This is a genomic window from Pseudomonas sp. Emmai (assembly GCF_055179735.1).
This window is the reverse complement of sequence record NZ_CM143685.1, coordinates 6,420,376-6,443,046: the sequence shown is the minus strand read 5'-3', so window position 1 is coordinate 6,443,046 and position 22,671 is coordinate 6,420,376. Positions and strand designations below refer to the sequence as shown.

The window sequence follows — 22,671 nt, the reverse complement described above, 5'->3', positions numbered from 1 at the left end:
CCCTCGCCACAAGAAGCCTTACTCTGCGGGCAAGTTCAGGCGCTGCCCAGCCATCAACAACGACAACCGACTCAAACTCATCCACGGCGAACCCGCTGCTTGCCCTTTGATCTGTGCATCAATGCGCTGCGCTTCCAGCAACAACTGCGCCCAGCGTTGCGCCGAGTAGCGTTGCAGGGCTTTGCTCATCAGTGGTTTGCGCTTGTCCCAGACCGGCGGCCGGGCCGAGCTGAAGGCTTTGTCCAGCGGCACACCCTGGCTGTATTGCAGCGCCAGGCTGGCCAGCAGGCGCAGCTCCCGGGCCAGGGCCCAGAGAATCACCGGCGGCTCGACACCCTCGCCGCGCAGCCCTTCGAGCATGCGCAAGGCGTGGGCGGCTTCGCCGTTGAGGATCGCGTCGGTCAGGCCGAAGACGTCAAAGCGCGCACTGTCGGCCACGGCCGCCTGCACGGTTTCGACGGTGATCTGGCCACCCTCGGCCATCAGCTTGAGCTTTTCGATTTCCTGGGCGGCGGCCAACAGGTTGCCCTCGACCCGGGCAGCAATCAGTTCGACCGCGTCCTGGCTGGCGGACAACCCGGCCTGGGACAAGCGCTGGCGAATCCAGCTCGGCAACTGGTTGGCGTCCACCGGCCAGATCTGCACGAACTGGGTCTGCGCACCTTCAACCAGCGCCTTGCCCCATTTGGTCTTTTGCGCGGCGCCATCGAGCTTGGGCAGGCTGATCAGCAAGATCGTGTCTTCGGCCGGGCGCGAGCAGTATTCAATGAACGCGGCGGCGCCTTTGTCACCCGGCTTGCCGGAGGGCAGGCGCAGTTCCAATAGGCGCTTTTCGGCGAACAACGACATGCTCGCACCGGCCTGCAGCAGCGTTCCCCAATCGAAACTGGCGTCGGCGGCAAAGACCTGGCGTTCATCGAAACCTTGCTGGCGAGCTGACGCGCGAATGGCGTCAGCCGCTTCCTGGCACAGCAACGGGTCATCACCACTGATGATGTAGACCGGCGCGAGGGCACCTTGCAGGTGTTTGGCGAGTTGAGCGGGGGCGAGTTTCATAAGAGAGGGCAAACGGGGCGCCTGGGCGCCCCGTAAGTCTTATTGCTGCGGGATTTCGACTGGCGACTGGCGCGGGGTTTCCGCTTCAGCCTTCTGTGCTGCGTTCAGTGCATCGGCTTCAGCCTTGGCACGGGCATTGGCAGTATTTTGCAGCTGCTCCAGCTGAGTCGGTGTGATCTGTTGCAGGCGCAGCATCATGCGTTGAACCAGCTCACGACGGGTTTCAGCGCGAGCGGTGGTGGCTTCCTGGTCGGAACCCACCAGGTTGTTGCCGTCGTGGATGAAGATTTTCTGCACTTCAAGCTTGTCGCTCATCAGGGCCAGGTCATGCTCGCCACGGATGTCGTAGTTCAGCACGGTGGTCACCTGATACTCACCCGTACGACCGGCACCGGCGTAGCTGAGGATGCGCTGGCTTTCCTGCTCGTCCGTCAGGATCAGCTTGTACGGTGCACCGGTATAAACCTTGACGCCGCTGCTCGACAGCACCTGACGCAGTTGCGTCACGGTTTCGCCATAGGCGTTGCGGGCGCTCAGGTCGAGTTCCTTGATCGCCAGTTCGGTGGTGCCAGTGCCGCGCAGCTGGAAACCGCAGGCGCTCAACAGGACTGCGAGGCCCATCACCAGCAGATTGCGTTTGATCATCTTGTTGCTCCCCTTGAAACCATGTGGGCCGACCGTGCGGCCCGAAAGGTTTAACTCGGCGCCAGGCTCACCTGGCGCCTGATCCAATTAGCTGGCGACGATATTGACCAGTTTCCCGGGCACTACGATCACTTTACGAATAGTCAGGCCATCGACAAAACGCAGTACGTTTTCGTTGGCCCGTGCGGCGGCTTCGACTTCTTCGCGAGTCGCGCTGGCCGGCATTTCAATCTGGCCGCGCAGCTTGCCGTTGACCTGAATCACCAGTTGCAGGCTGTCCTGTACCAGGGCGCTCTCATCCAGCACCGGCCAGCTTGCGTCGATCACCGGGTCGGCGTGACCCAGTTGATTCCACAGCTCGTGGCTGATGTGCGGAGTGATCGGTGCCAGCAGCAGGACCACGGTTTCCAGGCCTTCGTGAATCAGCGCGCGATCCTGTGCGGTGCCTTGCGGGGCTTTTTCCAGCACGTTCATCAGCGTCATCACCTGGGCAATGGCGGTGTTGAATTTGTGGTTCTGGCCGACGTCGTGGCTGGCTTGCTTGATCGCCTGGTGGATCGAACGGCGAATGGCTTTCTGCTCGTCGTTCAGGCCGGCGACGTTCAGTTTGCCCGGCAAGCCCTGAGTGACGTGGGCTTGCGCCAGACGCCAGACGCGCTTGAGGAAGCGATGCGAACCTTCAACGCCGGAGTCCGACCATTCCGCGCTCATGTCGGGCGGCGAGGCGAACATCATGAACAGGCGGCAAGTGTCTGCGCCGAACTGGTCGATCATCGACTGTGGGTCGACGCCGTTGTTCTTGGACTTGGCCATCTTCTCGGTGCCGCCGATTTCCACCGGCAGGCCGTCAGCGATCAGCTTGGCGCTGATCACCTTGGCCTTGCTGTCGCGCTCGAGTTCCACGTCCGCCGGGTTGAACCAGGTGAAAGCACCATTGGCTTCGCGACGATAGTAAGTCTCGGCGATCACCATGCCCTGGGTCAGCAGGTTCTTGAACGGCTCGTTGGAGCTCACCAGGCCTTCGTCACGCATCAGCTTGTGGAAGAAGCGCGCGTACAGCAGGTGAAGAATCGCGTGTTCGATACCGCCAATGTACTGATCCACCGGCAACCAGTGGTCGGCCGCGGATTTTTCCACCAGACCGCCTTGATAGTGCGGCGAGGCGTAGCGGGCGTAGTACCACGAGGACTCGACGAAGGTGTCCATGGTGTCGGTTTCACGCTTGGCCGGTGCACCACATTTCGGGCAGCTGCACTCGTAGAACTCGGGCATGCGTGCCAGTGGCGAACCGGCGCCGTCCGGCACCACGTCTTCCGGCAGGACGACCGGCAGTTGATCTTCCGGGACCGGCACATCACCGCAGGTTTCGCAGTGGATGATCGGGATCGGGCAGCCCCAGTAGCGCTGGCGGCTGATGCCCCAGTCGCGCAGGCGGAACTGGGTGCGCGAGGCACCGAGGTTTTTCTTGATCAGCGCGACTTCCATGGCGTCGAAGGCGCCTTCGAAGTCGAGGCCGTCGAACTCGCCGGAATTGATCAGCGTGCCGTGCTCGCCGTAGGCGTCTTGCCATGGCGCCGGGTTGGTGTCGCCCGAACTGGTGCGCACCACGGATTTGATCGGCAGGTTGTACTTGGTGGCGAACTCGAAATCACGTTCGTCGTGGGCCGGGACTGCCATCACGGCGCCGTCGCCGTAATGCATCAGCACATAGTTGGCGACCCACACCGGGAGTTTCTCACCGGTCAGCGGGTGCTCGACGAACAGCGAGGTCGGCAGGCCTTTTTTCTCTTGGGTGGCGACGTCGGCTTCAGCGACGCTGCCGCCCTTGCATTCAGCGATGAACGCTTGCAGCTCGGGACTGTTCTTTGCGGCCAGGGTGGCCAGCGGGTGTTCGGCGGCGACTGCTACGTAGGTCGCGCCCATCAGGGTGTCCGGGCGGGTGGTGAAGACTTTCAGCACGCCGCTTTCGCCGATGGAGTCGACGTTGTACGGGAACTGCACTTCCATGCCCCGGGACTTGCCGATCCAGTTGCGCTGCATGGTCTTGACCTGTTCAGGCCAGCCCGGCAGATCGTCGAGGCTCGACAGCAGCTCATCCGCGTAGGCGGTGATCTTGAAGTAGTACATCGGGATTTCGCGCTTTTCGATCAGCGCGCCGGAACGCCAGCCGCGCCCGTCGATCACCTGTTCGTTGGCCAGGACGGTCTGGTCGACCGGGTCCCAGTTCACGGTACCGCTCTTCTTGTAGATCACGCCTTTTTCGAACAGGCGCGTGAACAGCCATTGTTCCCAGCGGTAGTAGTCCGGCTTGCAGGTGGTCACTTCGCGGGACCAGTCCACCGCCAGGCCCAGGCTGCGCAGCTGGGTTTTCATGTAGGCGATGTTTTCGTAGGTCCACTTGGCGGGCGCTACGTTGTTCTTCATCGCGGCGTTTTCCGCCGGCATGCCGAAGGCGTCCCAACCCATGGGTTGCAGAACGTTCTTGCCTTGCATGCGCTGGTAGCGGGAGATCACGTCGCCGATGGTGTAGTTGCGCACGTGCCCCATGTGTAGCTTGCCGCTGGGGTAAGGGAACATCGACAGGCAGTAGAACGTCTCCTTGCCTGGCTGTTCACTGACTTCAAAGGACTTTTGCTCGTCCCAGAACGACTGGGCGGCGGCTTCGATTTCACGGGGCTGATATTGTTCGTGCATGGCTACTTTTGAACTGAATAGGGGTGGCCTAATCCTCTTCAATGCAACCCTGGACGGTGATCGCGCCAAATCGGCGGTTCGGTGTCCAGGCGAGCTGGAAGTGGAGTTACAGGAAGCGCCGTAGCATACATGACCGCACTCTATCGAGGGAAACCCTGATTACAGGCAAAAAGTCGCCCCAAACCTGCCGCGAGGGCCGTTGGTCGCAGGGTTCAGCCGGTTTGTTGATGGAAGCTAAGCTCCTAATTGGGGAGTGAGTCTTATCTTCAATGAGGTGAGGGATGGTTGAGTCACGACGTAAAGTTACAAAACCGGAGCTGTATGAGCGACTGATCGATCGTCTGGGGATGGCTCTGGACGCGGCAAAAACCGCCGGTCGGTTGCGAGATGAACGTCCCCTGGAGCTGGAGTTGCGTGGCCTGAGCCCCGCAGAGTTTGCACTGGTCAAGGCGTATCTGGATCGCAGTGAACGTGAAACACAGGGATGCTTGTCTGAAGCAGTGAAGCAACTCGACGCACCACGTTCGGCCAAGATCATCTGGCTCAAGGACAAAACACCCGGCAGGGACGCGGTAAAGGTCCGGTCCCTGCAATTCAAGTAAGGGCACTTGAAGCCATGACGCATGGTTTTTTCAGCATAGTCCTTCCGCATTAGTTGTCGCATGGCGTCAACCCACTTAGGCTTCGGGCATCTCTGGAGATGCTCGATGCCTTTTCGTTATTTCGTGAAACAACTTCTGTTGCCTCCCGGCATCCTTTTGCTGCTGCTCGCGCTTGCCTGGTGGTTGCGCCGCTCAAGGCCACGCCTGGCCGGGTTTTGCTTTGCCCTGGGGCTTGGCGGGTTCTGGCTGATGAGCTTGCCGGTGGTGGTGCAATGGAGCGCCAAGGCCCTGGAACGGGAGCCGGCACTGGCCCTGGATGAATGGGCGACCCTGGGTCAGCGCGCCGATGCGATTGTGGTGCTGGGTTCCGGGCGTGAGCGGGGCGACCTCGCCTGGGGCGCCGACCAACCAACCGGCGTGGGCCTGGAGCGTCAGCGTTATGCCGCGCGGTTGGCCAAGGCCTCTGGCCTGCCGATCCTCACCAGCGGCGGCTTGCATTACGGCACGCCGCCCACCGAAGCCAAGTTGATGGCGGATTCGCTGCTCGACGATTTCGGCGTGACCGTGCGCTGGCAGGAAGGGCGTAGCCGCACCACTTGGGAAAATGCGCAGTTCAGTGCCGAGGTGTTGCTGCCGCAAGGGATCAAGCGCGTGGTGGTAGTGACGCAGGCCTGGCACATGCCGCGGGCGGTCTGGAGTTTCAAACAGGCGGGATTTGAGGTGGTGCCCGCGCCAGTGGGGTTCTTGGGCGTAGACAATGCCCGGCCGCTGGGCGGCTGGATGCCGGAATTCAAATCGATCTGGCAGAGTGGTCAGTTGTTGAACGAGGCGGTGGGGCAGGTCGGGTATTCGATGTTCTACCGCTGAACACTGTGGCGAGGGGGCTTGCCCCCGTTCGGCTGCGAAGCAGTCGCAAACCAACTGACGCGGTGTTCCAAACATCAGGTAGATGGGGGCGCTTCGCACCCCAACGGGGGCAAGCCCCCTCGCCACAAAAGCTCGCCAGATTTCAGACGGTCTTGGCCATCCGGCTCGCCACTAACGCCCAGCCAAACAACAACACACACACAATGATCAACGGCCACGAACGCCATTCCAGGTACGGCGTCAGGTTGTGCATCGGCACCACCTCGCCATACAGAATCCCGCGTTCGAACTGCGGAAGCTGGGTCGTGATCTGCCCGAACGGGTTGATCAGGCCGGTCACGCCATTGTTGGTGGCGCGGATCATCCAGCGGCCGGCCTCCAGTGCGCGCATCTGCGCCATCTGCAAATGTTGCAGCGGGCCGATAGAGGTGCCGAACCAGGTGTCGTTACTAATCGTCAGCAATAGATCGCTACGGGCGGCGAGGCCGGCGGCAAACTCCGGGTAGACCACTTCATAGCAAATGAACGGCGCGATCTGATAACCCTTGGCTTGCAGCATCGCCTGATCGGCAGGCCCGCGGGCAAAGTCCGACATCGGCAGGTCGAAGAAGGCGATCAGTCCACGCAAAATATCCTGCAACGGCACGTACTCGCCAAACGGCACCAGTTTCTGCTTGAGGTACGTGCCGTCGCCTTCGCCGACCACGGTGATGCCGTTGAAGAAGCGTCGTTCATGCCGCACTTCCTGGCGAATCGGTACGCCGGTAATCAGCGCCGTCTTACGCTCGGCGGCGAAGTTTCCCATCATGTTCAGGTAGCCCTCGGCGGACTCCTTGAGCACCGGGACGGCGGTTTCCGGCCAGATCAGCAGGTCGACGCGCTTGGAACTGAAGCTCATGTCGCGGTACAGCGCCAGCTGCGAGTTGAGCTGCGCCGGGTCCCACTTCATGCTTTGTTCGATGTTGCCCTGAATGGCGGCGACGCTCAGGGGCGGACCGGCCGGGGTGGTCCAGGCATGTTCCTTGAGCAACAGGCCCGCGACCCATGGCCCGGCCAGCAACACCACGCCCGCCGCGATGAAGCCTGTGCGACCCGTGCGAATCAGCCGTGGAGCGTTCCAGATCAACGCGGCTGTCAGCGCCAGGGTAAAGGAAATCAACCACATCCCGCCAACCGGCGCGAGCCCGGCCAACGGGCCGTCGAGCTGGCTGTAACCGGAATAGAGCCACGGGAAACCGGTGAGGAACCAGCCACGAAAGGCTTCCTGGCCGACCCACAACGCCGCAAACGCCAACGCATCGGCCAGCGGCGCTTCGTTACGGCGCAACCAGCGCGCCCAGATCCAGGCCGGCAGGGCGAAGAACCAGGCAATCGCCGCGGTGAAGATCAGCATCAGGAAACCGGCCAGCAACACCGACGCCCCACCGAAATGGTGGATGCTGTAGTAGATCCAGCTGGTGCCGGCGCCAAACAGGCCGAAACCGAAACACCAGCCACGGCCCAGGGCCTGACGGGGGTTCAGTTCACGCAAACCGGCATAGAAGAAACCGACCGCCAGCAACGCCAACGGCCAGATATCGAACGGCGCCAACGCCAGGGTGGTGATTGCACCGGCCACCACGGCCAGCAGATTACCGGGCCAGCCGGGACGGGTCAGACGGTGCATTTCAATCCTTAGCGTGCAATTGGAGTCAGGCGCAGCAGGTGAATCCGACGGCTGTCAGCATTCAGGATACGGAAGCGATACGGCCCGATTTCAGTGATTTCGTTGCGTTTTGGCAAGTGCCCGAACGCGCTCATCACCAGGCCGCCCACCGTGTCGAACTCATCGTCGGAGTACTGGCTGTCGAAGAACTCGTTGAAGTTCTCGATCGGCGTCAGGGCCTTGATCAGGAAGTCACCGCTGGGCAGTGGCTTGATGTAGCTGTCCTCTTCGACGTCGTGCTCGTCTTCGATGTCGCCGACGATTTGTTCCAGCACGTCTTCGATGGTCACCAGACCCGCCACGCCACCGTATTCGTCGATGACGATGGCCATGTGGTTGTGGTTGGCGCGGAACTCACGCAGCAGCACATTCAGGCGCTTGGACTCCGGCACGAACGTGGCCGGGCGCAGCAGGTCCTTGATGTTGAAGCTGTCGCCGTTCTCCTTGAGGATCAACGGCAGCAAGTCCTTGGCCAGCAACACGCCCATCACGTCATCGTGGCTTTCGCCGATCACCGGGTAGCGGGAGTGGGCCGAGTCGACCACGGCGGGCAGGAACTCGCGAGGTGTCTGGGTCGCCTTGATGCTGATCATCTGCGAGCGCGGGACCATGATGTCCCGAACTTGCAGGTCAGCCACCTGGATGGCGCCTTCGACGATGGCCAGCGCTTCGCTGTCCAACAGTTTGTTTTGGTGTGCGTCGCGCAGCAGCTCCAGCAGCTCCTGGCGGTTCTTCGGCTCGTGGGCAAAAGCCTGGGTGAGCTTACCCAGCCATGACTTCTGCCCGTTGCTCGATCGATCTTCGCTCATAGCGATTACTCTGAATCCTTTGTTGTAACAATAGGGGATGTTTCGGTTTCGTCGTCCGCGTAAGGGTCGGGATAACCCAACTCGGCAAGCAACGTTCGTTCCAGTGCTTCCATTTCCTCGGCTTCCTCGTCATCTATATGGTCGTAACCAAGCAGATGCAAGCAGCCGTGAATGACCAGATGCGCCCAATGGGCCTTTGGTTCCTTGCCTTGTTCCGCGGCTTCGCGCTCGACCACCGCCACGCAGATCACCAGATCGCCCAGCAGGGGAATGTCGAGAAACTCGTCGGGCACGTCGGCCGGGAACGACAAAACGTTGGTCGCGTAGTCTTTCTGCCGCCAGGTGAAGTTCAGTTCGCGGGCTTCTTCTTCGTCGACCAAACGGATGGTCATTTCAGAATCGGCAGTGCGCTGGCGCAGGGCCAGTTCGCACCATTGGCGGAACTCGGCTTCGCTGGGGACAGGCGCTTCGGTGGCCTGTTGCAGATCAAGCTCAAGCATCGTGGCGTTTATCCTTTGGCGCTTCATCGGCCACGCGATTCTCGAAGCGCTCGTAGGCTTCGACGATGCGTTGCACCAATGGATGGCGCACCACGTCCTTGGGCATGAAATGGGTGAAGCTGATACCCGGCACGTCTTTCAGGACTTCGATCACATGGTGCAGCCCGGATTTGGTGCCTTTGGGCAGGTCGACCTGGGTGATGTCACCGGTGATGACCGCCGTGGAGCCGAAGCCGATGCGGGTCAGGAACATCTTCATCTGCTCGACGGTGGTGTTCTGGCTTTCGTCGAGGATGATGAAACTGTTGTTCAGCGTGCGACCGCGCATGTAAGCCAGCGGTGCGACTTCGATCACCTGGCGCTCGATCAGCTTGGCCACGTGTTCGAAGCCGAGCATTTCGTAGAGCGCGTCGTACAGCGGGCGCAGGTACGGATCGATTTTCTGCGACAGGTCGCCGGGCAGGAAGCCAAGCTTTTCGCCAGCCTCAACCGCCGGGCGCACCAGCAGGATGCGGCGAATCTGCTCGCGTTCCAGCGCGTCTACCGCGCAGGCAACGGCCAGATAGGTCTTGCCGGTACCGGCCGGGCCGATGCCGAAATTGATGTCGTTACCGAGGATTTCCTTCACGTAGCGCAGCTGATTCAAGCCGCGAGGGCGAATCATGCCTTTCTTGGTGCGCAAGGCAACGGAGGGTTCGCCGGGGGAGACGTTGTCCAATTCTTCGACGGCCGATTCCTGCAGGAACAGGTGAACCGTATCCGGCGACAGCTCCGTACCCTTGGTTTCCCGGTACAGGCGGCGGATCAGGTTTTCCGCAGAAGTGGTGTGCTTGGGTTCGCCGATCAGCTCGAACTGGTTTCCGCGATTGCGGATCTCGATGGTCAGGCGTTGTTCGATCAAGCGCAGATGCTCGTCGAATTGCCCGCACAGATTGGCGAAGCGGCGAGCCTCAAAGGGCTCGAGGATAAAACGATGTGGTTCGATGGGTGCGTTCAAGGTCGTATTTAGCCGCCCTGGGGCAATTAAGATGAAATCAAGGATAACGCCAGTGGGCTGGGTACGAAAGCTCTTAAACAGACCAATGTCTAACGGATACTTCATACCTGTGGCGAGGGGGCTTGCTCCCGCTCGGCTGCGAAGCAGTCGCAAGCCAGTCACCTCAGTACAACCTGCAGATATTGGGAGCGCTTCGCACTCCAGCGGGAGCAAGCTCCCTCGCCACAAAAAGCCCGCAGTCACGGGCATTCAGGTGATTATTGGATCAGCGAGCCCCGCAACGAGTGCGGCTGTGCCGCATCAATATGCACGTCGGCGAACTGGCCAATCAGGGTTGGATTGTCGCAGCGGAAGTTGACGATCCGGTTATTCTCGGTCCGGCCTTGCAGCTCACCGGGGTCTTTTTTCGAATAATCGGTCACCAGAATCCGCTGGATCGAGCCGACCATTTGTCGGCTGATCTCGAAACCTTGCTGGTTCAAGCGATGTTGCAGTGCGTTCAGGCGTTCTTTTTTCAGTGCTTCCGGCGTTTCGTCGGCCAGGTCGGCGGCCGGAGTGCCCGGGCGCTGGCTGTAAACGAAGGAGTAGGAGAAGTCGAAACCGACATCTTCGATCAGCTTCATGGTCTGTTCGAAGTCTTTCTCGGTCTCGCCCGGGAAGCCGACGATAAAGTCGGAACTGATGCAGATCCCCGGCACGGCGGCCCGCAGCTTGCGCAGTTTGGATTTGTATTCCAGCGCGGTGTGGTTGCGCTTCATCGCCGACAGAATGCGGTCGGAGCCCGATTGCACTGGCAAATGCAGGTGTTTCACCAGTTCCGGCACATCGGCGTGGGCCTGGATCAGGCTGTCGGAGAACTCCAGCGGGTGCGACGTGGTGTAGCGAATCCGGTCGATGCCATCGACGGCGGCCACCACGCGGATCAGCTCGGCCAGATCCGCCAGGCGCCCATCGTGGGTGGTGCCGCGATAACCGTTGACGTTCTGCCCCAGCAGGGTCACTTCGCGCACGCCGTTTTCGGCCAGGTGAATGATCTCGGCGATCACGTCGTCGAACGGCCGGCTGACTTCTTCACCCCGGGTGTAGGGCACCACGCAGAACGTGCAGTACTTGCTGCAACCTTCCATCACCGACACGTAAGCGCTCGGGCCATCGATGCGCGGCTCGGGCAAATGGTCGAATTTTTCGATTTCCGGGAATGAGACGTCGACTTGCGGCAGCTTGGTGGCGCGGGCAGCGTCGATCATTTCCGGCAGGCGGTGCAGGGTCTGCGGGCCGAAGACCACGTCCACATACGGTGCGCGGTCGCGGATGGCCGCGCCTTCCTGGCTGGCCACGCAACCGCCGACGGCGATCACCATGTCCGGGTTGGCCAGTTTCAGTTCGCGCCAGCGACCGAGCTGGGAATACACCCGGTCCTGGGCGCGTTCGCGGATCGAGCAGGTGTTGAGCAGGATCACGTCGGCATCTTCGGCGCGAGCGGTGACTTCCAGGGCCTGATGTTCACCCAGCAGATCGACCATGCGCGAGCTGTCGTACTCGTTCATCTGGCAACCGTGGGTTTCGATGTAAAGCTTCTTGGCCATGGACAGAGTCATCACGTGATTCAAAGAACCGCGCATTATAGGGAACATGTCCCAAGGTTCCTACCGTTGTGCGTCCGGTGGCTATGCTATAGTTCGCGCCCTCATTTTTATCCCCAATGTGTTGCCCGCCCACCATGACCAAACGTGAAGCCCCAATCTACAAGGTGATTTTCCTCAACCAGGGCCAGGTGTACGAAATGTATGCCAAGCAGATCTATCAAAGTGATCTGTGGGGCTTCCTGGAAGTGGAAGAGTTCGTCTTTGGCGAGCGCACGCAAGTGGTCGTCGATCCGAGCGAAGAGAAACTCAAGGCTCAGTTCGAGGGCGTGGTGCGCAGTTTCGTGCCGATGCATTCGATTGTGCGCATCGACGAAGTCGAGCGCCTCGGTACGCCGAAAATCAGCGAAGCCCGCGGCGCGGTCGGCAATGTGATGCCGTTTCCGATGCCGATGCCTGAAAAATAGCTTTCGCCTCGACTTTGTGTCGTCTGATTTCAGTGTGTAGGACGCTTCTGATATTTATCCGGCGTATTGACTGCTTGTCGGAAAAATATCAGGTTGTGGTCATGCAGTGAATGCCATGAGTACATCCATAGAAAGCTCAGGTCGCAAATTGAAAACTGTTTGCGGTCTATTTTGCCCGGTTTCGTCTAAACCCAGCTTTGAGCGCAAGTTGCCACTCGGCGGCTAATCAAGCACTGCCTATTTATAAAACAATTATTGGCGGACTTATTGGTTCGGGGGTAGCTCTGTGCGCGATTCTCGTTATGACATTCTTTTCGAGCCGGTCCAGATTGGCCCCGTTCGTACGCGTAACCGTTTTTACCAGGTGCCCCACTGCAATGGCATGGGGCATGTGCATCCCTCGGCAATGGCTCGCATGCGTGGAATAAAAGCCGAGGGGGGCTGGGGGGTGGTCTGCACGGAGGAATGCGAGATCAGTCCCCTGAGCGAATTCTCCCCTTATATAGAGGCGCGTCTGTGGGATGAGCGTGACATCCCGGCGCTGGCCCGCATGTGCGAGGCGGTCCATCAGCATGGTTCATTAGCCGGTGTTGAACTGGCTTTCAACGGCTACTCCGCCCCCAATCGATACAGTCGCGAAATCCCGTGGGCGCCGTCAAACACGCCGGTGCGCGGCTATGACCCCGTACAGGCCAGGGCCATGAGCCGGGCCGATATCCAGCAACTGCGCCAGATGCACCGGGCTGCTGCGTTGCGGGCGCGTCAGGCGGGTTTCGACATTGTCTACGTATACGCGGGCCACGACCTCGGCCTGCCGTTTCATTTCCTGACCCCGCGCAACAATCGCCGCACCGATGAATACGGCGGAGTGCTGAAGAACCGTGTGCGTCTGTTGCGCGAATTGATTGAAGACACCCGGGACGCGGTGGGTGATCGTTGTGCGGTGGCCGTGCGCCTGGCGGTGGATGAACAAGCCGCCGGCGGCCTGTCCCGGGAGGGCGAAGGCGCTGAAATCTTCTCGATGCTGGCGGATTTGCCCGACCTGTGGGACGTCAATGTCGCCGACTGGGCCAACGACAGTGTGACCTCGCGCTTTGCCAGCGAGGGCTATCAAGAGACATTGTTGCTGGGGCTCAAGGCGCTGACCCGCAAGCCGCTGGTGGGGGTTGGTCGATTCACCTCGCCTGACACCATGGTGTCGCTGGTGCGCCGCGGGGTGCTGGACCTGATCGGTGCCGCGCGCCCCTCCATTGCCGACCCCTTTCTGCCGAAGAAAATCGAAGAAGGGCGGATGGACGAAATCCGTGAGTGCATCGGCTGCAATATCTGCGTCAGTGGTGATCACACCAGCACACCGTTGCGCTGCACCCAGAACCCGACCATGGGCGAAGAGTGGCGGCGGGGCTGGCATCCTGAATCGGTGGCGCGTGTGGGCCATCCCGGCCGGGCGCTGGTGATCGGGGCGGGGCCTGCCGGGCTTGAATGCGCGCGGGTGCTAGGCCTGCGGGGCATGGACGTGGCGCTGGTAGAAAGCTCGCGCAACCTGGGCGGTCGCGTGACGCTTGAGTCCAGGCTTCCGGGGTTGGCGAGCTGGTCGAGAGTGGTCGACTATCGCCTCGACGCGCTGAATCGGCTGGCCTCAGTGGACATCTACCGCGAGAGCCGGCTGAACGCCCAGGATGTGCTGGACTTTGCCGCCGAGCACGTCTTCATCGCAACCGGATCACACTGGCGCCGGGACGGTCTGGGTCGGGCTTTGCGCCAGGTCCTGCCGGGTTTGTCCGGCATCCCCGTGCTGACTCCGGATGATGTGCTGGCTGGCGCCATCCCGCCGTCCCCCGTGCTGTTGTTCGACGACGATCACTATTACCTCGGCAGCGTACTGGCCGAGCATCTGGTGGATCGGGGGGTGGAAGTGATCTTCGTCACCCCGGCGGCGGACGTGGCGACATGGACCCACAACACCCTCGAGCAGCACCGCATCCAGCGTCGCCTGCTGGAGCTGAATATCACCATCATCGCGTCCCACACGCTGTGCAGCGTCACGCCCGATGGTGTGATGGCGGGCTGTGTCTATACCGGCCGACCGCGTGTGATTCCGGCGGCCTCGTTGCTGTTGGTGACTTCCCGGGAGCCCGATCAAGCGCTGTACCAGGCGCTCCATGATGCGCCGCAAGTGTGGCGGGATGTCGGTATTCAAACCGTAGAGTTGGTCGGTGACTGTCTGGCGCCAGGCACGATTGCGGCGGCCGTGTATGGCGGGCATCGGCTGGGGCGAGAGTTCGATGCGCCCGCCACTTCATTAACGATGCGTCGAGAGGTTCCGTATCTGGACGTGTTGTAACGCAGTCCTGTTCTTCTAATAACAAGGAATAGAACAATGAAAAAAATAATCCTGTTGTTATTGCTATTAGTCGTTGTGTTATTCAGCGTTTCACTCTTTGCCAAAGATTATGAAGTCATACGATTCGGTGCTGACCCCAACTACGCACCCTTCGCTTATAAGGATGAGACGGGCAAGTTGGTCGGTTTCGAGATTGATATCGGCAATGGTATCTGCGCGCATCTGGAAGTTCGTTGCCAGTGGGTTGAAATCGACTCTGATGGCCTGATCCCCTGTCTTCTGGCCGGAAAGATCGACGCGATATTGGCGTCCATGAGCATTACTGCGGCGCGGCTGAAGGTTATCGATTTCTCCTCGGAGGTTTTTTCCAGTCCCACGGCCATGGTGTTCAGGAAGGGCGCAACCCTTGAAGAACCCAAGGGCCAGTCCGTTGGCTATTTGCAGGGCACCACCCAGGAAATCTATGCCAGGCAGGTATTGGCCAAGGCGGGCATGAAAGTGTTGGCTTACCCGGATCAGGAGCAGGCCTACGCCGATCTGGTCGCAGGTCGCTTGCAAGCCTCTTTGCAGGATGCGCAGCAGGCTCAGAGCGGCTTCCTGAGTTCGCCCCGGGGCGCCGGTTTTGTCCTGGGGCCGCTGATTGAAAGCGAGCTGATGCCGTCGACAAGCGGTATCGGCATCGCCAAAGGCAATGCCACCTTGAAAACCATGCTGGATCGGGGATTGGCCGCCCTGCATGCCGACGGTACCTATGCGCGGTTGCAAGACACGTACTTCGACGGCGTGGACATGTTCAGCGGCAACTAACCGACTTTTTGACCTGGCCGGGGCGGCGTTGGCAGAGCGCTCCCGGTTCCGGCCGACGGGAGATCCGATGCAGACCAAACAACATCATTTGCTGGCGGCGGTGCCGGGAACGGCGCGGCAGATTCGCAGCTTCCATTACGGCCCGGCGCACGCGGACGGCAAGATCTATATCCAATCGTCCCTGCACGCCGACGAACTGCCGGGGATGCTGGTGCTGTGGCATCTCAAGCGACGGTTGGAAGAATTGGAAGCCGCCAATCTGCTGCGCAAACCAATCGTGCTGGTGCCAGTCGCCAATCCGGCAGGGCTGGAGCAAGTGCTGATGGACGTCCCCCAAGGGCGTTTCGATAACGACAGCCGAGAAAACTTCAATCGGTTCTTTCTGGATGTCAGCCAGCAAGTGGGCGATGCAGTGATGAGCGGGTTGACCGACAGCCTCGACGACAATCTGGGGCTGATCCGTTCGACCCTGTTGCAGGTATCGGCCAGCCAGATCCCCACGACCCAGCTGCAATCCTTGCGTCTGGTTCTGCAAACCCTGGCCTGCGATGCCGATATCGTGCTGGACCTGCATTGCGACTTTGAGGCCGTACAGCATCTGTACCTGTCACCGGATTTCTGGACCCAGGTCGAACCCTTGGCCAGGTATCTGGGGGCCAAGGCCTGCTTTATGGCAAAAGACGCGGGCGGGCGCTCGTTCGATGAGAGTTTCACGCTGTTCTGGTCGCAGATGCAGGCACGTTTCCCTGGGCGCTTTGCGAGGCCGGGGTTTGCGGTGACGGTAGAGTTGCGGGGAGTGGCTGACGTAAGTCATGAGCTGGCGGGGCAGGACTGCCAGGGTTTGATCAATTACTTGACCCACGTTGGCGCGATCGACGCTGACGCACCACCTTTACCGCCGTTGCTCAACCGACCGACGCCGCTGGCGGGTGTCGAACCGCTGATAAGTCCAGTCGGCGGGCTGATCGTGTTTTGTGCGCAGGTTGGTGATTATCTGGCGGCCGGGCAGGTGGTGGCTGAGATCATCGATCCGGTCAGCGACCGTGTCACGACGGTGGCTTGTGTCCGGGAAGGGCTGCTGTATGTGCGTTCGTTACGGCGAATGGCCACGGCGGGCATGACGATCGCCCATGTTGCTGGCGTCGAGGCGTATCGGCAAGGCGATCTGTTATCGCCTTGAGGGGGGATCAGGGCAGCGGCGAGAAAGGCGTCCGCCCATCGGCGCTCTGCAATTCCATCAGGTATTTACGGAATATTTGCCCCAGCACCTGCGTGGCCACTTCCAGATCTTCGCGGGGCATTTTCTCGGCGACTTCATCGGCGGTGTCCAACGCATCTTCTGCGCCGTTGACCGCGGCCATTTTCAGCACGATATAGGCCTGAACGTTATTGGCCGGCACGCCTTCGCCGTGGAAGAACATGGTGCCGAGTTTGAATTGCGCCTGGGCGTGGCCTTGCAGCGAGGCCTTTTCGAAGAATTTAAGCGCTTTATCGAGGTCACGCGGCGTATTTTTGCCGTCGTAGTAGAACTCGCCCAACTCGTATTGCGCTTGCGCATCCCCTTCATCCGACGCTTTCTGGCAGGCGGCCAGCGCTTGCGTCAGGTCTTGCGGCTGAGTATTGAGGGTGCAGCGACCCATCGCTGGGATCAACAACGAGTTGCCGCCTGCTTGTGCGAGCGCGAGCAGGGGCTGAAGGAGCAACAGGCAGCCCAATGCAAGGGTGCGGCCGGTGCGGTTCATGGGAATCGACTTACCTCTGAAGGGCGCGCGGACCCATCGAGGGATCCAATAAGCGCGCATTATGAAATAAGCAGGGCCAACCTTACAAAGTCTTTACTCGTTTTTCTGCTGCGCGGGGAATATATCGCCTACTTTGCGGGAGATTATTGGCACAAGGGTAGGAAAAGACGCAGGAATGTAGGTAAAAGCTGACGCTGGCAATCGCCAACGTCAGCGGCACAGCGTTATTTCAGTGCGGCGAAGGCGCGTTCGGCAGCATCCAAAGTCAGTTTCAACTCGGTTTCGCCGTGGGCAATCGAGGTGAAGCCGGCTTCGAAGGCACTCGGCGCCAGGTATACGCCACCTTCCAGCATCAAGTGGAAGAAGCGCTTGAACAGGTTGGCGTCGCTGGACATCACGTCATCGAAGGTCACGATGTCGTCGGCACCGCTGAAGTACAGGCCGAACATACCGCCCGCCTGGGTGGTCACGAATGGGATGCCCGCCGCATCGGCGCGCTGTTGCAGGCCATCGAGCAGCCGGCTGGTGTAGTCGCTCAGTTCGGCGTGGAAGCCCGGACGGCTGATCAGGCGCAGGGTGGTCAGGCCGGCGGCCATGGCCAGCGGGTTACCCGACAAGGTGCCTGCCTGATACACCGGGCCCAGTGGCGCGATGTGCGACATGATTTCGCGCTTGCCGCCGAAGCAGCCGACCGGCATGCCGCCGCCGATGATCTTGCCGAAGGTGCTCAGGTCCGGGGTCACGCCGAAGTGCGCCTGGGCACCGCCGAGTGCCACGCGGAAACCGGTCATCACTTCGTCGAAGATCAGCACCACGCCGTGCTTGTCGCACAGGGTCCGCAAGCCTTCGAGGAAACCCGGTGCCGGCGGTACGCAGTTCATGTTGCCGGCCACCGGCTCGACGATGATGCATGCCACGGTCTGGCCGACTTCGGCGAGCATGACTTCCACGGCGTCAATGTCGTTGAACGGCAGGGTCAGGGTGTGTTTCGCGAAGTCAGCAGGGACACCCGCCGAACTCGGTACGCCTTGGGTCAGCAGACCGGAGCCGGCCTTGACCAGCAGGCTGTCGGAGTGGCCGTGGTAGCAGCCTTCGAACTTGATGATCGCGTCGCGGCCGGTAAAACCACGGGCCAGGCGGATCGCGCTCATGGTCGCTTCGGTGCCGGAGCTGACCATGCGCACCATTTCCATCGACGGCACGATCGAGCAGACCAGGTCGGCCATCTCGGTTTCCATCGCGGTCGGTGCGCCGTAGGACAAGCCGTGTTCCAGCTGTTTACGCACGGCGTCGAGCACGTCCGGGTGGCTGTGGCCGAGGATCATCGGGCCCCAGGAGCCAACGTAATCCACATAACGCTTGTCGTCTTCGTCAGTGACGTAGGCGCCTTCAGCGTGTTTGAAGAACAGCGGCGTGCCGCCAACGCTCTTGAACGCGCGAACCGGGGAATTCACGCCACCGGGAATGTGTTTCTGGGCATCGGCAAACAGGGTTTCGGAACGAGACATGATCGGGCTCTCTAATCAGACTTTCAGTAATTCATTGAAGGCGCGGGCGCGGCGGGTGACTTCAGCCGTGCTCTCGGCGCCAAACAGGCCATGCACCACCGCCAGCAGATCGACGCCGTGGGCCACCAGCGGCGCGGCGTTGTCCAGGGTGATGCCGCCGATCGCGCAGATCGGCAGGTGCAGTTTGCTGCGGGCCTGGTCGAGCAAATCGAGGCTGCAGGTGGGGGCACCGGGTTTGGTGTTGGAGTTGAAGAAGCGGCCGAAGGCGACGTAACTCGCGCCTTCCTTGGCCGCTTGTTCGGCGAGTTCGAGTTGCGCGTGGCAGGTCGAACCGATGATGGCCTGGCGACCGAGCAAGGCGCGGGCCGGGGTCAGCGGGCCGTCGGTCTGGCCCAGGTGCACGCCGACGTTCAGGCGTGCGGCCAGTTCGGCGTCGTCATTGATGATCAGTTGAGTCTTGTAGCGATCACACAAGTCCCGCAGGGCTTGGGCCTCGCGCAGGCGGCGGGCCTCGTCGCTGCTCTTGTCGCGGTATTGCAGCAGGACGACGCCACCTTCCAGCGCCGCCTCCACGTACGAAAGAAATTTACCGGCCAGCAACTGGCTATCGGTAATGGCGTACAGGCCACGTAGTTTCATCGGACAAGCCTCGGCGCTTCACGCATCAAAAGTCAGGAACAGAAATCCAGCGGCAGGCGGCGCGGCACGAACTGGCCTTTGCCCAGTTGCTCGGCATCGCGCAGGGTACGCCACGTGTAGTTAAGCGCGGTCTGCACGGCACTGGCGAGGTTTTCGCCCTGGGCCAGACGACCGGCCAACGCGCTGGCCAGGGTGCAACCGGAGCCGTGATAACTGCCGGGCAAACGCTGGCAGGTAAAGGTTTCGCGACGACCGTCGCGGCTGTACAGGCGGTTGTGGATTTCGTGTTCATCGCCATGGCCGCCGGTGATCAGCAGGTGTTTGACGAACGGCAGGAGTTTTTCCGCGCATTCGTCCGCGGTGCCGTCGGGCAGTTCGGCGAGGATGCGCGCTTCGGGAAGGTTCGGGGTGGCGATGATGGACAGAGGCAGCAGGCGTTCGCGCATGGCGTAGCCGACTTCGTCCTTGCCCAGGCGTCCGCCGCCACCGGCGCGCAGCACCGGGTCGCAGACCACCGGCAAATGCGGGTGCGCCGAGAGCAGTTCGACCACGGTGTCGACCATTTCCAGGGAACCGAGCATGCCCAGTTTCACGGCCGCGACTTCGGAGTCGTTGAGCACGGCGTTGGCCTGGGCCAACACCCACTCACGGTCGAGGACGCGGAAATCCGTGACGTTGACCGTGTCTTGCACGGTCAGGGCGGTGACGGCCGGGGCCGCATGACAACCCTGGGCGAGCAGGGCTTCGATATCTGCCTGCAAGCCGGCGCCACCACTTGGGTCGTGGCCGGAGAGACAGAGGACAACGGGGCGAGAGCTGTAGATATTCATGGTGCGCGAGCTTACCACCAATGCTGTTTTTTCGGGTGCAGTGACACCAGGAATTGCCGATACAGTGTGGCGAGGGGGCTTGCCCCCGTTCGGCTGCGAAGCAGTCGCAAACCTGCAGAAGCGGTGTTCCAGGCAGAAGGCAAATGGGGGCGCTTCGCACCCCAACGGGGGCAAGCCCCCTCGCCACAAAGGTTCAGTGGATCGGGATCATTGTCATATTCTGACCAGACCAACAGCTCTATCTCAATACCCTGCGCTGGAACGCCCGTGCTAGAGCCTCTACCGGAAAAATTTCAATGGTGCTCAATGGCCATCAACGGCTATGCTAGAGTGGATCCAAACCAATAACAGGTAATACCGGTTTTACGTCTACTCAAAAGGAATGGGGGGCTTCCTGACAGGACCGGACAGGCCACGCTGGGGCTTAAATGCGCTATTTGCTGATGTTGCTGTTGTGCTTGCCCCTCCTGGCGAGCGCCGTTGAATTTGACGAGTTCACCCAGAGCCTTCCCCTGGGTCGAACCCTGCAGGTGTACGAAGACGCGGGCGGTCAGGCGAGCATCGCCGATGTCCGTGCGCAAGCCGCCGCCGGCAACTTCAAGACCCACGATAAAGCCACCCTCAACGCCGGTTATTCGCGTTCGGTGTTCTGGCTGAAAATCGACCTGCACTACCGTCCGACCAATCCGCAGACGCAACGGACCTGGTTGCTGGAACTGGCCTATCCGCCCCTCGATCACCTTGATCTGTATTTGCCCGATGCCGCTGGCGACTATCAACTGATCCGACGCACCGGCGATGCGCTGCCGTTTGCCAGTCGCGAAATCCGCCAGAACAACTACCTGTTCAACCTGAATTTCAAACCCGACCAGGCGCAAACCGTGTACCTGCGGTTGCAAAGCGAAGGCTCGATCCAGGCGCCGGTGACCTTGTGGTCGAGCACCGCGTACCTCGAAGAGCAACCGGTGCGCCTGTATGTGTTGGGCCTGATCTACGGCGTATTGCTGGGGATGGTGGTCTACAACCTGTTCATCTTCCTCAGCGTGCGCGACACCAGTTACCTCTATTACATCTTCTACATCGCCTCGTTCGGCTTGTATCAGCTGTCGGTGAACGGCGCGGCGGTGGAGTATTTCTGGCCGGACAACCCGTGGTGGGCCAACGCCGCGACGCCGTTCTTCATCGGTTGCGCCGGGCTGTTCGGCAGCCAGTTCGCCCGCAGCTTCCTGCAAACCAAGGAACACAGCCGCTGGCTCGATCGCGTGCTGTTGGCACTGATCGCGTTTGGCGCGGTGGTGGTCGGCTTGTCGCTGATGACCAGTTACGCTCTGGCCCTGCGCCTGGCCACGACCCTCGCGCTGCTGTTTACCGTGGTGATTTTTGCCGCCGGGATCTTCGCCTGGGCCCGGGGCCTGCGGGTGGCGCGTTATTTCATCATTGCCTGGTCGGCGTTTTTGCTCGGCGGCATCGTCAATACCCTGATGGTGCTCGGTTACCTGCCGAACGTGTTCCTGACCATGTACGCCAGCCAGATCGGCTCGGCGATTGAAGTCGCGCTGCTGTCCCTGGCCCTGGCGGATCGCATCAACGCCATGCGTGAGCAGCAAGCACAAACCCTGTTCGATGCCGGGCAAAAGCTGGAAGTGCTCAACCAGCAACTGGCCCGCAGCAACAAGCTCAAGGACGAATTCCTCGCGACCCTGACCCACGAACTGCGCACGCCGATGAACGGGGTGATCGGTTCGCTGGAATTGATGCAGACCGTCGAGATGGACCCGGAGCTGGAGCAATACCAGCAAACCGCCGCCGGTTCGGCGCGGGACATGATGCGCATGGTCAACGGCATCCTCACCCTTACCGAGTTGCAGGCCGGCAAGCTCAAGGCTTACCCGGAAGCTTTCAGCTTGCGCGGCGCGGTCGAGGCCTTGCGTGTGCAGTTCGAAGGCAATGCGTCCGGCAAGTCGCTGGACCTCAAGGTCGAGGTCACGCCGGGGCTGCCCGATCGCCTGCTCGGCGACCGCAGCAAACTGATGCAATGCCTGGAATGCCTGCTGGACAACGCGATCAAGTTCACTCGGGTCGGCGGTGTTGCGCTGCGAGTGACCGGCCAGACGATGGAGGAGGGGCGGTTGGCGCTGTCCTTTGCGGTGATCGACACCGGCATTGGCTTCACCGATTTGGGAGAAGCGACGATGTATCAGCGCTTCTTCCAGCTCGACGGCTCGATGACCCGCGAATACGGTGGTTTGGGGGTTGGCCTGGCGATCTGCCGGCAATTGGTCGAATTGCTCGGCGGGCGCCTGACCCACCGCTCCGAACCGGGACGCGGCAGCCGCTTCCAGCTCGATATCGAAGTCGCGTTGCCGCCGGTCGAGCGCACGCCAACGCCATCGACGACCCGTGACCTCCCGCGTCTGCGGCAGCCCCAGGACTGCACGGTGCTGCTGGTGGATGACAACAGCATCAATCAACTGGTCATGCGCGGGATGTTGCTCAAGCTCGGGTTCCGGGTGCGATCCGCCGACAGCGGCGCGGCCGCGCTCGACCATTTGCAGCGCGAAACCTTCGATGCAGTGGTGCTCGATTGTCAGCTGCCGGCTCAGGACGGTGCTTCCCTCTGCTGCCAGATCCGTGGCTTGCCGGGGGGGGCCGAGTTGCCGGTGTTCATGGTGGCCCTGGGCGTTAATCGGGAAGTCTGCCCGACCGGCGCGGTGATTGATTACCTGAGCAAACCGGTGAAGTTCGAGGACTTGCAGGCCGCGTTATACCGGCGAGTACTTTGTTACGAGCTAGGGTGAAAGCGCCGGTAATTGGGCGGATATGACACTTTGATCATCCAAGGGCCGGTGCTTAACTGGATTACTGGCTGACCAAAG

19 protein-coding genes are annotated in these 22,671 nt (G+C 61.0%); 7 read left to right on the top strand and 12 right to left on the bottom strand.

The annotated features are described in order from the left end of the window. Positions 1 to 18: 18 nt before the first annotated feature. From holA to leuS, 3 genes are all read right to left on the bottom strand, one after another. The gene (gene holA / locus ACY4LX_RS29595; RefSeq protein ID WP_463260654.1) at positions 19 to 1,056 is read right to left on the bottom strand and encodes a DNA polymerase III subunit delta; all 1,038 of its coding nucleotides are present in this window, start codon (positions 1,054 to 1,056) and stop codon (positions 19 to 21) included. 39 nt (positions 1,057 to 1,095) lie between these two features. Continuing rightward, positions 1,096 to 1,701, bottom strand: a complete 606-nt coding sequence (locus tag ACY4LX_RS29590; RefSeq protein ID WP_463258562.1) for an LPS-assembly lipoprotein LptE — start codon at positions 1,699 to 1,701, stop codon at positions 1,096 to 1,098. Positions 1,702 to 1,788: 87 nt separating this feature from the next. Next, on the bottom strand, positions 1,789 to 4,395 hold the full coding sequence (leuS, locus tag ACY4LX_RS29585; RefSeq protein WP_463258561.1) for a leucine--tRNA ligase: 2,607 nt from the start codon (positions 4,393 to 4,395) through the stop codon (positions 1,789 to 1,791). Between the two features lie 281 nt (positions 4,396 to 4,676). Here leuS and ACY4LX_RS29580 point away from each other — a divergent pair, with 281 nt between their 5' ends. Beyond that, a complete protein-coding gene (locus ACY4LX_RS29580) occupies positions 4,677 to 4,997 on the top strand; it encodes a hypothetical protein (RefSeq protein WP_463258560.1) in 321 nt (106 codons plus the stop codon). Between the two features lie 105 nt (positions 4,998 to 5,102). After that, positions 5,103 to 5,864: a YdcF family protein gene (locus ACY4LX_RS29575; protein ID WP_463258559.1), complete on the top strand. Its 762-nt coding sequence runs from the start codon at positions 5,103 to 5,105 to the stop codon at positions 5,862 to 5,864. Between the two features lie 142 nt (positions 5,865 to 6,006). On the opposite strand, the gene lnt is transcribed toward ACY4LX_RS29575, so the two are convergent. From lnt to miaB, 5 genes are all read right to left on the bottom strand, one after another. Next, a complete protein-coding gene (gene lnt / locus ACY4LX_RS29570) occupies positions 6,007 to 7,530 on the bottom strand; it encodes an apolipoprotein N-acyltransferase (RefSeq protein WP_463258558.1) in 1,524 nt (507 codons plus the stop codon). Positions 7,531 to 7,538: 8 nt separating this feature from the next. Then, positions 7,539 to 8,378 carry an HlyC/CorC family transporter gene (locus ACY4LX_RS29565; RefSeq protein ID WP_133837594.1) on the bottom strand — a complete coding sequence of 280 codons (840 nt, stop codon included), beginning with the start codon at positions 8,376 to 8,378 and terminating at the stop codon, positions 7,539 to 7,541. Between the two features lie 5 nt (positions 8,379 to 8,383). Further along, a complete protein-coding gene (gene ybeY, locus ACY4LX_RS29560) occupies positions 8,384 to 8,878 on the bottom strand; it encodes an rRNA maturation RNase YbeY (RefSeq protein WP_149660876.1) in 495 nt (164 codons plus the stop codon). Beyond that, positions 8,871 to 9,875, bottom strand: a complete 1,005-nt coding sequence (locus tag ACY4LX_RS29555; protein ID WP_133837596.1) for a PhoH family protein — start codon at positions 9,873 to 9,875, stop codon at positions 8,871 to 8,873. The genes ybeY and ACY4LX_RS29555 overlap by 8 nt, the downstream gene beginning before the upstream one ends. A gap of 257 nt (positions 9,876 to 10,132) precedes the next feature. After that, positions 10,133 to 11,461 (bottom strand): tRNA (N6-isopentenyl adenosine(37)-C2)-methylthiotransferase MiaB, encoded by a 1,329-nt coding sequence (gene miaB / locus ACY4LX_RS29550; RefSeq protein ID WP_169372937.1) that lies wholly within the window; start codon positions 11,459 to 11,461, stop codon positions 10,133 to 10,135. Between the two features lie 134 nt (positions 11,462 to 11,595). Between miaB and ACY4LX_RS29545 the strand changes: the two genes are divergently transcribed. The 4 genes from ACY4LX_RS29545 to ACY4LX_RS29530 all read left to right on the top strand — a co-directional run bounded on the left by ACY4LX_RS29545 (position 11,596) and on the right by ACY4LX_RS29530 (position 16,256). Next, entirely contained in the window at positions 11,596 to 11,925 is a 330-nt protein-coding gene (locus tag ACY4LX_RS29545) for a DUF1820 family protein (protein ID WP_007894425.1), read from the top strand. Between the two features lie 286 nt (positions 11,926 to 12,211). Further along, entirely contained in the window at positions 12,212 to 14,269 is a 2,058-nt protein-coding gene (locus tag ACY4LX_RS29540) for an oxidoreductase (protein WP_463258557.1), read from the top strand. A 36-nt stretch (positions 14,270 to 14,305) separates the two neighbouring features. Further along, positions 14,306 to 15,076 (top strand): transporter substrate-binding domain-containing protein, encoded by a 771-nt coding sequence (locus ACY4LX_RS29535; RefSeq protein WP_463258556.1) that lies wholly within the window; start codon positions 14,306 to 14,308, stop codon positions 15,074 to 15,076. Positions 15,077 to 15,143: 67 nt separating this feature from the next. Continuing rightward, a complete protein-coding gene (locus ACY4LX_RS29530) occupies positions 15,144 to 16,256 on the top strand; it encodes a succinylglutamate desuccinylase/aspartoacylase family protein (RefSeq protein ID WP_463258555.1) in 1,113 nt (370 codons plus the stop codon). Between the two features lie 7 nt (positions 16,257 to 16,263). On the opposite strand, the gene ACY4LX_RS29525 is transcribed toward ACY4LX_RS29530, so the two are convergent. The 4 genes from ACY4LX_RS29525 to ACY4LX_RS29510 form a co-directional block, all read right to left on the bottom strand. Continuing rightward, positions 16,264 to 16,818, bottom strand: a complete 555-nt coding sequence (locus ACY4LX_RS29525; RefSeq protein WP_133837601.1) for a tetratricopeptide repeat protein — start codon at positions 16,816 to 16,818, stop codon at positions 16,264 to 16,266. A gap of 224 nt (positions 16,819 to 17,042) precedes the next feature. Next, entirely contained in the window at positions 17,043 to 18,326 is a 1,284-nt protein-coding gene (gene hemL, locus ACY4LX_RS29520) for a glutamate-1-semialdehyde 2,1-aminomutase (RefSeq protein WP_149660871.1), read from the bottom strand. A 15-nt stretch (positions 18,327 to 18,341) separates the two neighbouring features. Further along, positions 18,342 to 18,965: a thiamine phosphate synthase gene (thiE, locus tag ACY4LX_RS29515; RefSeq protein ID WP_149660870.1), complete on the bottom strand. Its 624-nt coding sequence runs from the start codon at positions 18,963 to 18,965 to the stop codon at positions 18,342 to 18,344. Between the two features lie 32 nt (positions 18,966 to 18,997). Continuing rightward, positions 18,998 to 19,795 carry a hydroxymethylpyrimidine/phosphomethylpyrimidine kinase gene (locus ACY4LX_RS29510; protein ID WP_054052463.1) on the bottom strand — a complete coding sequence of 266 codons (798 nt, stop codon included), beginning with the start codon at positions 19,793 to 19,795 and terminating at the stop codon, positions 18,998 to 19,000. Between the two features lie 428 nt (positions 19,796 to 20,223). On the opposite strand from ACY4LX_RS29510, the gene ACY4LX_RS29505 reads away from it, so the two are divergent. After that, entirely contained in the window at positions 20,224 to 22,593 is a 2,370-nt protein-coding gene (locus ACY4LX_RS29505; protein WP_463258554.1) for a 7TM diverse intracellular signaling domain-containing protein, read from the top strand. Positions 22,594 to 22,671 lie beyond the last annotated feature (78 nt).